The 13,926-nt window shown below is 63.7% G+C and carries 13 protein-coding genes and 1 pseudogene; 5 read left to right on the top strand and 9 right to left on the bottom strand.

The window, feature by feature from the left end:
* From VN004_RS00120 to VN004_RS00110, 3 genes and pseudogenes are all read left to right on the top strand, one after another.
* Nucleotides 1-315 (top strand): annotated as a pseudogene (locus VN004_RS00120) (nitrate ABC transporter ATP-binding protein); the annotation flags it as partial.
* Complete coding sequence (locus VN004_RS00115) at nt 312-1,082, top strand: ABC transporter permease (protein WP_325606072.1); 771 nt, start codon at nt 312-314, stop codon at nt 1,080-1,082. The pseudogene VN004_RS00120 and the gene VN004_RS00115, both read left to right, overlap by 4 nt.
* Nucleotides 1,061-1,858, top strand: a complete 798-nt coding sequence (locus VN004_RS00110; RefSeq protein ID WP_325606071.1) for an ABC transporter permease — start codon at nt 1,061-1,063, stop codon at nt 1,856-1,858. The genes VN004_RS00115 and VN004_RS00110 overlap by 22 nt, the downstream gene beginning before the upstream one ends.
* A 107-nt stretch (nt 1,859-1,965) precedes the next feature.
* Here VN004_RS00110 and VN004_RS00105 read toward each other — a convergent pair whose 3' ends face one another.
* From VN004_RS00105 to VN004_RS00070, 8 genes are all read right to left on the bottom strand, one after another.
* Nucleotides 1,966-2,952: an ABC transporter substrate-binding protein gene (locus VN004_RS00105; protein ID WP_325606070.1), complete on the bottom strand. Its 987-nt coding sequence runs from the start codon at nt 2,950-2,952 to the stop codon at nt 1,966-1,968.
* A 180-nt stretch (nt 2,953-3,132) separates the two neighbouring features.
* Nucleotides 3,133-4,962 (bottom strand): single-stranded-DNA-specific exonuclease RecJ, encoded by a 1,830-nt coding sequence (gene recJ / locus VN004_RS00100; protein ID WP_325606069.1) that lies wholly within the window; start codon nt 4,960-4,962, stop codon nt 3,133-3,135.
* Nucleotides 4,963-4,982: 20 nt separating this feature from the next.
* On the bottom strand, nt 4,983-5,441 hold the full coding sequence (locus VN004_RS00095) for a GNAT family N-acetyltransferase (protein ID WP_325606068.1): 459 nt from the start codon (nt 5,439-5,441) through the stop codon (nt 4,983-4,985).
* Nucleotides 5,422-6,456: a hypothetical protein gene (locus VN004_RS00090; RefSeq protein ID WP_325606067.1), complete on the bottom strand. Its 1,035-nt coding sequence runs from the start codon at nt 6,454-6,456 to the stop codon at nt 5,422-5,424. The genes VN004_RS00095 and VN004_RS00090 overlap by 20 nt, the downstream gene beginning before the upstream one ends.
* Nucleotides 6,457-6,469: 13 nt before the next feature.
* The gene (glpX, locus tag VN004_RS00085) at nt 6,470-7,471 is read right to left on the bottom strand and encodes a class II fructose-bisphosphatase (RefSeq protein WP_325606066.1); all 1,002 of its coding nucleotides are present in this window, start codon (nt 7,469-7,471) and stop codon (nt 6,470-6,472) included.
* Nucleotides 7,472-7,527: 56 nt separating this feature from the next.
* Entirely contained in the window at nt 7,528-8,859 is a 1,332-nt protein-coding gene (locus VN004_RS00080) for a homoserine dehydrogenase (RefSeq protein WP_325606065.1), read from the bottom strand.
* Between the two features lie 27 nt (nt 8,860-8,886).
* On the bottom strand, nt 8,887-10,104 hold the full coding sequence (locus tag VN004_RS00075) for an LL-diaminopimelate aminotransferase (protein WP_325606064.1): 1,218 nt from the start codon (nt 10,102-10,104) through the stop codon (nt 8,887-8,889).
* 131 nt (nt 10,105-10,235) lie between these two features.
* Nucleotides 10,236-10,769 (bottom strand): hypothetical protein, encoded by a 534-nt coding sequence (locus VN004_RS00070; RefSeq protein WP_325606063.1) that lies wholly within the window; start codon nt 10,767-10,769, stop codon nt 10,236-10,238.
* A gap of 74 nt (nt 10,770-10,843) precedes the next feature.
* On the opposite strand from VN004_RS00070, the gene VN004_RS00065 reads away from it, so the two are divergent.
* Nucleotides 10,844-12,652 (top strand): class I poly(R)-hydroxyalkanoic acid synthase, encoded by a 1,809-nt coding sequence (locus tag VN004_RS00065; RefSeq protein ID WP_325606062.1) that lies wholly within the window; start codon nt 10,844-10,846, stop codon nt 12,650-12,652.
* A gap of 6 nt (nt 12,653-12,658) precedes the next feature.
* On the opposite strand, the gene VN004_RS00060 is transcribed toward VN004_RS00065, so the two are convergent.
* Nucleotides 12,659-13,219 (bottom strand): carbonic anhydrase, encoded by a 561-nt coding sequence (locus VN004_RS00060; RefSeq protein ID WP_325606061.1) that lies wholly within the window; start codon nt 13,217-13,219, stop codon nt 12,659-12,661.
* Nucleotides 13,220-13,507: 288 nt separating this feature from the next.
* On the opposite strand from VN004_RS00060, the gene VN004_RS00055 reads away from it, so the two are divergent.
* Nucleotides 13,508-13,906 carry an MAPEG family protein gene (locus VN004_RS00055; protein WP_325606073.1) on the top strand — a complete coding sequence of 133 codons (399 nt, stop codon included), beginning with the start codon at nt 13,508-13,510 and terminating at the stop codon, nt 13,904-13,906.
* Nucleotides 13,907-13,926: the final 20 nt, after the last annotated feature.

Raw genomic sequence — 13,926 nt, 5'->3', positions numbered from 1 at the left:
CAGACCAGGCTTCTCCTCGGCGACAAGGTGCTGCAAATCCAGCAGCAATTGAAGCAGACGACGCTGCTCATCACTCACAACATCACCGAAGCGGTGCAGCTCTCCGACCGCATCCTTGTGATGACCTACCGTCCGGGCAAGATCAAACGCGTCGTCGATATCGATCTGCCGCGCCCGCGCACGTCCGAGGTGGTCGGCAGCGACGCATTCGGTCATTATGTGGCGCAGATCTGGGCCGATCTGCGTGAGGAAGCGAGCCGCGGCCTCTCCGACGACGAGTCGCGCGCGCGCGCAACAGGAACCCGGCGAAAGTGAACGCAGCCGCCCTCGCCCGCTCCCGATCAGCGCCGATCCTGCTCGGCATCGCTACGCTCGCGGCATTCATCGCGCTGATGCAGGTTCTGGTCGAGACCGGCCTCCTCAACCGCTTCATTGTGCCGCCGCCATCGGACGTCGCGCTCGCCTTCGAGCGGGTCATCATGGAGGAACATATCCTCGCCCGGTTCCTGCTCACGATGCAGGAATGCGTATCGTGCGCCGTGCTCCTCGCGGTGTTCGGCATTTCGATCGGCACGCTGCTCCACAAAGTGAACATTCTGCGGCTAGCGACCGAAACCTGGGTCGCCGCCGCCGCGGCCGCGCCGACGGTCCTGATGTACCCCCTCTTCATGGTGATCTTCGGTCGCTCCGCGACGACGATCGTCATGATGGGATTTGTCGCGGGATTGCCGGCAGTGATCCTGAAAACCATCGAGGGGCTGTCGGGAACGAAGCGCGTCCTGATGAATGTCGGCATGAGCTTCAAGCTCACGCCCTGGCAGATGTTCTGGAAGATCCAGTTCCCCTCGGCGCTGCCAACGATCTTCACCGGCTTCAAGCTCGGGCTGATTTTCGCGTTGATCAATGTCGTGGGCGTGGAATTCCTGATCAATTTCGGCGGGCTCGGCCAGCTCATCAACGATCTCGCCGAGCGCTATGATCTTGCCGGAACCTACGCCGCGATCTGTTTCGTGATCCTCGTGAGCGTGTGCTTCTTCGTCGTGGTGGAGTGGTTCGAGCGATGGCTGACGCGGGCCGCCTGACACAAGCAACCGGAATGCGGGCACCGGCGATCGGCCCGGTGACGCTCGTGCGCCTTGCCATCATCGCTGCCATATTGGTGGGATGGGAAGCGCTCGCGCAATCGGGCCTGCTGTATCGCGACGTGGTCCCTTCCCTGCTCGCGATCGGCAAGGCGATCGTCGGCCTGCTCACCGACCCGGACTATTACTGGCATCTCGGCGTGACCGCCTATGAGGTCGGCGCCGCGCTCCTGATCGGCGGGATCAGCGCGATCGTGGTCGGGCTCATCCTCGGCGGCAACAAGTTCCTCAGCCGCGCCTATGAACCCTATCTCTATTATCTCGGCCCGACGCCGAAGATCATCTTCTTCCCGATCATGATCATGTGGTTCGGTGTCGGCCCACCGTCCAAGATCGCGCTCGGCGTCCTGTCGTGTTTCTTCCCGATCGCGCTTTCGGTCGCCGCCGGGATGCGCCAGATCGAACCGGTGCTGATCCGCGTCGGCAAGAGCTTCCGCGCCAATAGCTGGCAGATGGCGATCAAGGTCTATCTGCCGGCGATGCGCCATCCGATCATCAACGGCATCCGGCTCGGCCTCGGCGTCGGCCTGATCGGCACGCTGCTCGCGGAAACCAAGCTGTCCAATCGCGGGATCGGCTTCCTGATCATCCAGGCCTACAGCCTGTTCGACATGCCACGGATGTACGCGATGCTGATCGTGCTGTTCGTACTGGCGATCGGTGCGAATGCGCTGATCGGACGGCTCGGCGGCCTCGACCAGATCAAGCGGTTCTGAGAAGGCCCGAAGCGGTGGTCATGCGCGGGGTTGACCCGCGCATCCATCAATCGTTTCCAAGCGATGGATTGCGGGGTCAAGCCCGGCAATGACGATGGGGGCTCCGATCAGATCTTCGCGGTTTCCAGCGTCGCCGGATGGAACAGATCCTCCGGCGTGACGAGGCGCGACGACAGCCCCTGCGCGTAATGGTGCCGGAAGAACGTCTCCAGCACATGACGGTTCGCCGGCACGCCGTAGGACCAGTAATCCTCGCCCATCAGCGCCTTCGCTTCCAGGATGCGCTCCTCGATAAAAGGCAACGTCACCTTCACCGCCGACACATCGGCGAGCCTCTCCATCGCGATCGCTTTCGACTGCTCGAAGGCCTTGAACACCGCGGCCGGCAGCCATGGATGCTTTTCGGCCAAAGTCTTGCGCACGCCGACGATATGCATGATCGGGAAGATTTTCGTGCGCGCGTAATAATCCTTCGCCGCAGCTTCCGGGTCGGGAAACAGCCAGCCGACATTCGGCGTATTCGGCGGCAGCGCCGGCGCACGCGGCGCCATGAAGGCATCGATCTCGCCCGATGCGAGCATGCCTGAAATCGTCTTGCCCTCCGGCGCGTCCTCGAGCCGCACGTCTTTTGGCAGATTGAGCTTGATCTTTTCCGGCCGGCCCGCATGGGCGATGCCGCCGCGCACCCAGGTGATGTCGGAGGGCTTCACGCCGAATTCGTCTTCCAGGAGTGCGCGCGCCCAGACCACGGCGGTGAGCTGGTATTCCGGCAGGCCCATGCGCTTGCCCTTGAGGTCCTGCGGCTTCTTGATGCGATCGGTGCGCACATAGATCGAGGTGTGCCGGAAGCAGCGCGACAGAAAGGCCGGCACGCCGACATAGGGAAAGTTTCCGTCCGCCGTCTTCACCGTCGAACTCGAGAGCGACAATTCGCAGATGTCGAAATCGTTGGTCTTGAAGGCCCGGAAGAAAATCTCTTCCGGTGACAGCGTCATGAAGACCGGATCGACGCCGTCGATCTGCACGGCGCCGTCCATCAGCGGACGATTGCGGTCATAATCGCCGATGGCGACCGAAAGATTGAGCTTGGCCATTCCTCACCCTGGCTGGTGGCGGTTCTTATCACGGCTGGGCCCACTCGGGTCCGGCCACGCGAGCCGGAGCATTCATAAGGCCATGGACGAACCGCACAAGGCCGTCCGGCACAAAGCCCGTATGCCGATTTGCCAAGCGTGCCCGATCCGGGGTGGCGCGAAGGAAAGCGAATACTGAAGCTATGAGGCCCGCGCCACGTCGAGCAGCCGCAATTGCACGCGCTCGGCTCCCTGCCAGCGGTCGATCGACAGCGTCCCCGCGACATGCATCGCCTGACCGCGGCCCTCGATCAGCGCCCGGCCGAGATCGCTTTCGACCGCCCGGAACGCGACCGCATTCAGAAATGCGCCGTCGGCACTGCGCAGGCGCACGCGGATGTGCTGACCGCCAACAACGTCGGCAAACGCGATGGTGTGGCCGGGCAGTGCGAAAACCGGATCGGGATTGCCAGCTCCGTAGGGTCCGGCCCGCATCATCGCGGCGCAGAAATCGAGGCTTGCCGCAGCGGCGCTGAGCGCGCCGTCGATCAGCAGGACATTGTCGCGGCGCGCTGCCTCAACCGCTTCGCCGAGCGCGGTCTCCAGATAGGCGCGAAACTCCGCCAGACGGTCGCGGCGAATGGTGATGCCAGCAGCCATCGCATGGCCGCCACCCTTCTCCAGCAAGCCATCCGCTACCGCCTGCCGCACCGCCCGGCCGAGATCGGCGCCCGCGATCGAGCGCCCGGACCCGGTGCCGATGCCACCTGCGCCAAGCGCAATTGCAAAGGCGGGCCGGCCGAATTTTTCCTTCAGGCGCGCGGCGACGAGGCCGACAATGCCGGGATGCCAGCCCTCGGACGCGGTGACCAACACGGCGCCCTTGTCTTCCAGGCCGAGCGAGGCCAGCGCCTCGGCTTCCGCCTCCGCCAGCATGTGCTGTTCCATCGCCTGCCGTTCGCGATTGAGCCGGTCCAGCTCGGCCGCGATGCGCGCGGCTTCCGTCGCGTCCGCTTCGAGCAACAGATTGGCGCCGAGGTCGGCACGGCCGATGCGCCCACCGGCATTGATACGCGGCCCCAGCAGGAAGCCGAGATGATATGGCTCCGGTGGTCCGTCGAGCCGGGCGGCGTCCATCAATGCGGTCAGACCGGGATTCTCGCGGCGCCGCATCGAGATCAGGCCCTTTGAGACGAAGGCGCGGTTCAGTCCCTTGAGCGGCACCACATCGGCGATCGTGCCGAGCGCAACAAGATCGAGCGCCCCGAGCAGGTCGGGCTCGGCGCGTGCGGCATCGAAGAATCCGCGACGACGCAATTCGCGATTGACCGCGACAAGCGTCATGAAAACGAGCCCGACGGCCGCGAGATGATTGAGCCCGGACAGATCGTCGAGCCGGTTGGGATTGACGATCGCAAGCGCCGGCGGCAGCACCGGATCGCATTGATGATGGTCGATGACGACGGTGTCGAGCCCGAGCCGCTTCGCCTCGGTCAGCGCGTCGATCGACGTCGTCCCGCAATCGACAGTGACCAGAAGCGTCGCGCCGCGGCCGGCAAGGCCCCGCACCGCCTCGACATTGGGGCCATATCCCTCGAACAGCCGGTCCGGGATATGGATGATCGGCTCGAGGCCGCAATGGCGGAGATAGCGCGCCAAGAGGGCCGAGGATGTCGCGCCATCCACATCGTAATCGCCGAAAATCGCCACCGTCTCGCCACGCATGACAGCGTCGGCGATGCGCGCAGCGGCTTGCGGCATGTCCGTCAGCGTATCGGGGTCCGGCATCAGCCGCTTCACCGCCGGATCGAGATAACTCGCCGCCTCCGCGGGATCCACGCCGCGGCCAGCGAGAATGCGCGCCAGCATGTCGGGGACGCCGTGACGCTGGGCAATCGCCAGAGCGAGCGCGCTGCCACGCGCATCCAGCCGGTCGCGCCACGCGCGTCCGCGCGCGGATTTTTCGACGCCGAGAAAGAAGCGCGGCTGCGCTTCCGGCACGGCGGCCAGAATGGACGTGGCAGCGGCCATTGGAACCGATTCGGTCTCTGTCAGAACAGTTTGCGATACTGGATGAAACCGGATCGCTCCGCCACTTTGTCGTAGAGCGCGCGGGCGGCGTGATTATCTTCCTTGGTCAGCCAATGCACCCGGCTTGCGCCCTGCGCCCGCGCGGCCTCTTCGACCGCCGCGATCAGCGCGCGGCCGGCGCCGCTGCCGCGCGCCTCGGGGATCACGAACAGATCCTGCAGATAGCAATAATCGCCGATGGTCCAACACGAGCGGTGGAAGAGATAATGCGCGATGCCGATTAGCTGGCCTGCGGCGAATGCGCCACGCACGAACATCGGCTCCTGCGGATCGTGCAGGCGCTCCCAGAGCACGCTGGTGGTCTGCGGCGTGACCTGCGACTCATAGAAGGTCAGATAGCCCTGCCACAGCGGCTCCCACGCCGCGCGCTCATCGGGGCGTAGCGGCCGTACCAGCACATCAGGCAGCGGCTTCGGCATGAATGCGCAGGAGTTCCGGTATCGTTGCGGGGTCGCGGCGGCCGAAGCCGCATTCGGTGCCGATCGAGAAATCGCGCACGAATTTCTCCGCAGTCGCAAGCCGCCTGCGTGTGCCTTCGACCCCGTCGGTGTAATGCACGAGGCCGAGGCACAATTCCGTCTCCGGCCCCAGCTTCAACGCGCGCAGCGGCTCGAAATACCTTTCGTCCGAGCGATCGCGCGGCACCGGCATATGGATCAATTCGATGGTCCGGGCGATCCCGTTGGAGAGCCTGTTCGCCAGTTCCACCATGTCGCCCATGTCGGTCGGCTCGACAACATGGCGGTGCTCGGCGTCGCCGTAGCAGAAGTGATAAAGCAGCTCGACGTCCTTCGGCACATGATTGCCGAGATCGAGCAGGATGCGGCTGAAGGTCTCGACCATCTCCGCCTTGGACGCGCCGTAGCTCGACACGTCCCCGCGTTCGAGCCGCGCGAACACCGCCGAGGCGACGTCGAACTGGATCGCGAGTTGATCATGCGGGATCGCCGCGGCGAGCTTGTCGACCTCGCGCTTCACCGCCGCGTTGTAGAGCGGGTCAATCGCTGCGTGCAGGTCTTCGTCGACGAACAGCCAGATCACCGAATGCGCCGGCACGAGATCGACCTGGAATCGGGTACCCGGCGCGATCTTGCCCTCGTCCTTCAGCGCCTTGAAGCTGCGATACGAGTCGATCGCAACATCGGCATAGAAGAGGTTGTCGAACGACACCTCGCGTGCCGTCACACCCGACTTGAGCCGGTAGCGCCGCGCTGTCCCGCTGGTTGCGTGAAGCTGGAAATCCTTGTCGGAGCGTTCGAAGCCCGGATGGTTCGCGAACAGCTTTTCCTGCCAGAACACCCAGTTGAGGCGCTCGCCAGTCTCGCCGTCCGGAATGCGCTTGATGCGCGGACCGAACGCGGCACCGACTGTCTCGAATACCGTCGGTGCATCGGGCAAGGGGATGCTGCCGACGAGATAGATATCGCGCGGCATGGCCCCGCCGTTCTCAGTCGAGATAGAACTTGTCGAGCTGGCGGTGCTCGGCCCGGATATAGCGCACCGTGCCGGTCACCGAACGCATCACCACCGTCTCAGTCTCGATCACGTCCTTGCGGAACTTCACACCGCGCAGGAACGAGCCGTCGGTGACGCCGGTCGCGGCGAACAGGCAATCGCCGCGCACCATGTCGGCGATCTCGTATTTCTTGCGTGGATCTGAGATGCCCATCTTCTTGGCGCGCTCGCGCTTCTCGTCGGAATCGAGGATCAGCCGGCACTGCATCTGGCCGCCGATGCAGCGCAGGGCCGCCGCGGCCAGCACGCCTTCCGGCGCGCCGCCGATGCCCATGTAGATGTCGACGCCGGTCTGCTGAGGATCGGCGCAATGAATGACGCCGGCGACATCGCCGTCGGTGATCAGGCGCACAGCGGCGCCCGCCTTGCGGACGGCCGCGATCAGGTCGGCATGGCGTGGCCGATCCAGAATGAGCGCCGTGATGTCCGCGGGCTTGACGTCCTTGGCCTTGGCGAGGCTGAGGATGTTCTCCTCGGCCGGCGCATCGAGATCGACCACACCGGCCGGGTAGCCCGGACCGATGGCGATCTTGTCCATATACACGTCGGGCGCGTTGAGCAGCGTGCCGCCCTCCGCCATCGCCATGGTTGCAATGGCCCCAGGCATGTTCTTGGCGCACAGCGTCGTACCTTCGAGCGGGTCGACGGCGATATCCACCCGAAAACCGCTCTTGGTGCCGACATTCTCACCGATATAGAGCATCGGCGCCTCGTCGCGCTCGCCCTCCCCGATCACCACCGTTCCATCGATCGGCAGCTTGTTGAGCTCACGCCGCATGGCATCGACCGCGGCCTGATCGGCCGCCTTCTCATTGCCGCGCCCGCGAAGCCGCGCCGACGACACCGCGGCCCGCTCCGTTACGCGCACGATTTCCAGCGACAGGATTCGCTCGAGAATCTGGTGCGGCTGAACTGTGATCGTCGTCGACGCCATATCGCCCCCTTCTAACCCCCATGCAGCATGGCCGCGGCCAAAGCTGCATCGCTCTTCTATCGGTTTTTCTCGATGCGGATCAATTGCGGTTCGCCGGAAATCACCTGATCGGCCTTCACTGCGGCGATTGCGCGCCGCACAGCGTCCTCGGTGGTCGCATAGGTGATCAGGATCACCGGCACCGGACCGCTGGCGGTTCTCGCGTCGGTGCCGCCCTGCGGTGCCGCCCCGGGCGTCACCAGGTGGCGCTGCACAATCGATTCGAGCGAAATATCCTGCTCCGCAAGCCGGGTGGCAATGGTCGCGGCCGTGCCCGGTTTATCCACCGCCAGAAGACGAATATAATAGCCGCCCTCGTGCATTTGCATCGGGGCCTTCCCTGCGACCGATAAGCTGTCCACCGCGCGTCCGAATGGTGCAATGCGTGCGCCGCGCGCGATGTCGCCGATGTCGGCGACCACGGACGAGGCGGTCGCAAGCCCGCCGGCGCCCGGCCCGACCAGCGTGATCGGATCGATCCCGTCCGCGTCGATCGTGACCGCGTTGGTGACCCCCATCACCTGGGCGATGGCGGAGCTCTTCGGCACCATGGTCGGGTGCACGCGCTGTTCGATCCCGGTGTCGGTTTTCACCGCAACACCGAGCAACTTGATGCGATAGCCAAGCTCGTCGGCCGCGATCAGATCGGCCGGGGCGATCGAGGAGATGCCTTCGACATAGATCGCATCGGCGTCCACCTTGGTCCCGAAGGCGATCGAGGCGAGGATCGCGAGCTTCTGGGCGGTGTCATACCCCTCGACATCGAATGTCGGGTCGGCTTCGGCATAGCCGAGCCGCTGCGCATCCTTCAGACATTCCGCAAAGGACAGCTTCTCCTGCTCCATGCGTGTGAGGATGTAATTGCAGGTGCCATTCAGGATTCCGTAAATCCGCGCGAATGAATTGCCGGCGAAGCCTTCGCGCAACGCCTTGATGATCGGAATGCCGCCGGCAACGGCGGCTTCGAAATTCAGGGCCACCTTGTTGGTCTCGGCAAGCTTCGCAAGTGCGACGCCGTGCCTGGCCAGCAACGCCTTGTTCGCGGTGACCACCGACTTCCCTGCCGCGAGTGCGGCTTCGACCGCGGCCTTAGCCGGATCGCCCTCTCCGCCCATCAGCTCGACAAACACGTCGATGCCGGAATCGGACGCGAGCTTCACCGGATCGTCGAACCAGTGCATGCCCGAAAGATCGACGCCGCGATCCCTGTTCCTGTCGCGGGCACAGACCGCGACAACCTCGACGCTGCGTCCGCAGCGCGCCGCAAGCTGTTGCTGAGCGATCAATTGGAGAACCGATGAGCCGACAGTGCCTAAGCCGGCAAGACCCACTTTGAGTGGCGCGACCATATTCAGATCCGAGAGAGAGGCGAAGCGCTAGCGCCGATTGGCGAGCGGCACGACGTTGTGCAGCTTGTCGACGCCGGTTTCGAGGAAGCGGCGGATGTTGCGTGCGGCCTGCCGGATGCGCTGTTCGTTCTCGACCAGCGCGATGCGGACATGGTCATCGCCGTGTTCGCCGAAACCGATACCGGGCGCCACCGCGACATCGGCTTTCTCGACCAGAAGCTTCGCAAATTCGATCGAGCCCATCCCGGAAAACGGCTCCGGCAGTTTCGCCCATGCGAACATCGACGCCGAGGGCGACGGAATATGCCAGCCGGCGCGGCCAAAGCTTTCCACCAACGCATCGCGGCGCTTGCGGTAGATCTCGCGCATTTCGCGGATGCAATCGTCCGGACCGTTGAGTGCTGCCGTTGCCGCCACCTGGACCGGCGTGAAGGCGCCGTAATCGAGATAGGACTTCACGCGCCCCAGCGCCGCGATGATCCGTTCGTTGCCGACAGCAAAGCCCATGCGCCAGCCCGGCATCGAAAAGGTCTTCGACATCGAAGTGAATTCGACGGTGCAGTCGATCGCGCCCGGCACCTGCAGCACCGACGGCGGCGGGTTGTTGTCGAAATAGACTTCGGCATAAGCGAGATCGGACAGGATGAAGATCTCGTGCTTCTTCGCGAATGCGACAAGGTCGCGATAGAAGTCGAGGCTCGCGACGCAGGCAGTCGGATTGGCGGGGTAGCAGGCGATCACCGCGATCGGCTTCGGAATCGAATGCTGAAGAGCGCGCTCGAGCGCGGCAAAGAACTCAGGATTGGGCTCGGCCGGGACCGACCGGATCACGCCGCCCGCCATCAGAAAGCCGAACGCGTGAATCGGGTAGCTTGGATTGGGGACGAGCACGACGTCGCCGGGCGCGGTGATCGCCTGCGCCACATTGGCGAAGCCTTCCTTCGACCCAAGCGTCGCGACAATCTGTGTATCCGGGTTGAGCTTCACGCCGAAACGGCGCGCATAATAGCCCGCCTGCGCGCGTCGCAGGCCCGCGATGCCCTTGGAAGCGGAATAGCGATCGGTGCGCGGCTTGCCGAGCGTCTCCTTCAGCTTTTCTATGACATGCGCCGGGGCCGGCAGATCCGGATTGCCCATCCCGAGGTCGATGATATCGGCGCCGGCGTTACGTGCGGCCGCCTTGGCGCGGTTGACCTGCTCGAAAACGTAGGGGGGCAAACGTCGGACGCGGTAAAATTCTTCCATCGATCGCTCGTCCTTGGCCCCAGGCGAAGTGCCCGCGGGCATCCCTGAGCCGGTTCCAGGGCGATTGTCGTCGATTCAAATGGCCGGCAATGCGATTGCTTTTATCACGCGCGGGCGGTTCCGCCAGTATTCTAACGCGGTACCGGCCAGGGAGCCGCTTCCCGCGTGGCCTGCCCGGTTGCCGCTGGCGGCTCTGCCGTCGAAGCTGGCTGACCTTTTGCAGCGCGCTTTGCCTGTTGCTTGGCCTTGGCCGCTTGGGCATTAGCCTTCTCGGCCGCGCTCGCCTTCCCTTTTTTGGGCTGCTGCCGATCGCGGGCGGCGATCAGGTCGGCCTCGAGCTTCTTTTGCTGCGCTGCATCAAGAGGCTCGGGGCGCGGCGGCGGCGTGTCGTGGACATGCGGAAAGGCCGGGGTCTCCGCGGGCCGCGCCGGTGCATCCGCTGGAAGCCCGCCGACGGCCGCTGGTATCGCATCGATGGTGCCGGCGCACCCCGACACCGTCAGGGCCACCGCCAGCAAAACCCATGCGCCGCGGCAGCGGTTCGGCACGGGAAATGCACTCATGCGGCGATCGGGCATCTGCAGCACTGTTCTGACGGGAATTTGCGCGGCTAACGGGTTAATATGACGAAAGCAAGGATGAAAGAATGGGCGGTTAACGTCCATAGCCGTCGCTGCGCCACCTTGCGGCAGGCGCGCGCGGCAGCCATCTGGAGCTGGGGAAACGTTGAGCGGGGCCAATGAACAAGGTGCCGGACCGACTGGCGGTGGCGCAGGCAAGCAGCGTCGATATCGAACGCTTTGCCTTTAATGTCGCGCGTCTGGTCGAACAGGGTGGCAAGGCGCTCGCCGCCTATCTGAAGCCGCGCGAGGAAGGCGCCGCAACGGTCGATTTTCCGGATCAGATCCGAGACGCGGTCAAGACGCTCGGCCAGGTGCTGGAATACTGGCTGTCGGATCCGCAGCGCGCGCTCGAATTGCAGCGCAGCATCGGCGCCGCCTATCTCGAGCTGTGGGGCAGCGCCGTCAAGCGCATGGCCGGCGAAGAGACCAAACCTGTGGTCGAGGCGGACCCGAGGGACAAGCGCTTTGCCGACCCGGAATGGTCCAGCAATCAGTTCTTTGATTTTCTGAAACAGCTCTATCTGCTCTCGACACGCTGGGCCGAGCATCTCGTCTCGGGAGCCGAGGCGCTCGATCCACATACCCGTCAGAAAGCGGAATTCTACATCCGTCAGATCGCAAACGCGCTCTCTCCTTCGAACTTCGTCCTGACGAATCCGGAACTGCTGCGCGAGACCCTGTCGTCGAACGCCGAGAATCTCGTGCGCGGCATGCAAATGCTGAGCGAGGACATCGACGAGAAAGGCAATTTCAAGATCCGGCAGTCCGATCCGACGATGTTCGAGGTCGGACGCAATCTGGCGATCACGCCGGGCAAGGTGATCTTTCAGAACCAGCTGATGCAGCTCATCCAATATGCGCCGTCCACCGAGACGGTGCTGAAGACGCCGCTGCTCATTGTGCCGCCGTGGATCAACAAGTTCTACATTCTCGATCTCACGCCGGAGAAGTCCTACATCAAGTGGTGCGTCGATCAAGGCCTGACGGTTTTCGTGATCTCCTGGGTCAATCCCGATGCGAGGCTCGCGGCCAAAGGCTTCGCCGAATACATGCATGAAGGTCCGCTGACCGCGCTCGAGGTGATCGAGCAGGTGACCGGCGAGAAAGAAGTGCATGCGGCCGGTTACTGCGTCGGCGGCACGCTGCTGTCGGTCACGCTGGCCTATATGGCGGCGAAGGAGGATACGCGGGTCAAGTCGGCGACGTTCTTTGCAACGCAGGTCGATTTCCGGCACGCCGGCGATCTGAAAGTCTTCGTCGACGAAGAGCAACTCGAGGCGCTCGAGCAGCGCATGAAAGAAGTCGGTTATCTTGAAGGTTCGAAGATGGCAACCGCCTTCAACATGCTGCGCTCGAACGATCTGATCTGGCCCTATGTCGTCAACAATTACCTGCGCGGAAAGGCGCCCTTCCCGTTCGACCTGCTGTACTGGAATTCCGACGCGACGCGGATGCCTGCGGCCAATCATTCGTTCTATCTGCGCAATTGCTATCTCAACAATGCGCTGACCAGCGGCAAGATGACGATCGCCGATGTCACCCTCGATCTGAAGAAGGTGAAGATCCCGGTCTACAATCTTGCGACGCGCGAGGACCATATCGCGCCGGCAAAATCGGTCTATCTCGGCTCCAAATATTTCGGCGGGCCGGTCCGGTTCGTGCTGTCCGGATCGGGCCATATCGCGGGCGTCGTCAATCCGGTTGCCAAGGGCAAATATCAATACTGGACCGGGCCCAAGCCCAACGGCACCGACGTCGAAGCCTGGCTGAAAAAGGCGAAGGAACATCCCGGCTCGTGGTGGCCGGACTGGCTGGCCTGGATCACTTCACATGGCGACGAGCGCGTTCCGGCTCGGGCACCGGGCGGCGGCAAGCTCACCCCGATCGAGGACGCGCCGGGCAGCTATGTGAAGGTCAAATCCTGATCGGCCTCACGCGGCGACGCCGAAGTCGACCTTGCCGGTGGCAATGTCATAGACCGCACCCGCGACCTTGACGCTGCCATCCTGCAGCCCTTTCGTCACGATCGGCTTGGCCGCTTTCAGCCGCGACACCACGCGCTGCACGTTGGCTGTCACCGCTCGCTCCGCGAGATCGTCGCCGCCCTTGAGGCTGCGCACGGCTGGTATGATGGGCGCTACGATCGTACCGATCGAGCCCGGGAATTTGGCCTTTTCAGTCACCGCCTTCACCGCGGCATTCACCACACCGCAATGGGTGTGGCCAAGCACCAGAACGAGCGACGTACCAAGAACGCTGATTCCATATTCGATGGACCCGAGCCCGGAACTGTCGACGGTGTTACCGGCAACCCTGATGATAAAAAGATCGCCCAGACCGCGATTGAACAGCGCGCTCGGCGGCGTTCTGGAATCCGAACAGGCGATGATTACAGCAAACGGAGCTCGGCCGTCCGCAAGTTCGTGAATACGTCCCGGCGCGCCGGTGGTGCAAGCGCCTTGCACGAAGGCGGCGTTGCCCTCCTTAAGCAATTCGAGCGCCTTCTCCGGTTTGATCCTCCTTTTGGGCTTGCCTTTCGCGAAGGCCGGGAGTGCCGCAAACGGTGACGATATAGCGAGACAGCCGCACCCTGCCCCGCAAAGCAAACTCCGCCGAGAAATCATGGCCGCCTCTTCCTGACGCCCCGCGATTCTGATCCAGTACCACACTGCGGCCCTCAAATGTGGCCCGGCCGCTATCGCGCCGCGGTCGACATCGCGCTATAGATATTTGCGACAAGCTGACGGGAGGCGACCGTGCTGAGCGAAATGACGGGGCAATTGTCCAAGGAATTGTTCTGGCTCACGATGACCTGCATTCTGACGCTGGTCATCTGGTTGCCGTATCTGCTCGACCGCATCAAGGTGCGCGGACTTTGGGGTACGCTCGGCAACCCGTCACCCGGTGACAAGCCGCAATCGCCATGGGCGCAACGGCTTTATTTCGCTCACACCAATGCCGTCGACAATCTCGTCACATTCGCGCCGCTGGTGCTGATCCTCAACACGCTCGATATCTCCACCCGCACCACCGCGATCGCCTGCGCGGTTTATTTCTGGTCGCGGCTCGCGCATGCGATCGTCTACGCGGCGGGGCTGCCGGTGTTCCGGACGCTGGCCTTCTTCGTCAGCTTCCTCGCCCAGGTCGTGCTGGTGCTGGCGATCTTCCGCATCGTGTAACGGCGATGGGGACGCGCGCT

The organism is Pseudorhodoplanes sp. (assembly GCF_035565855.1).
Taxonomy (GTDB): Bacteria; Pseudomonadota; Alphaproteobacteria; order Rhizobiales; family Xanthobacteraceae; genus Pseudorhodoplanes.
Note: the sequence above shows the minus strand (reverse complement) of the source record. Positions and strands in the feature narration are given on the sequence as shown.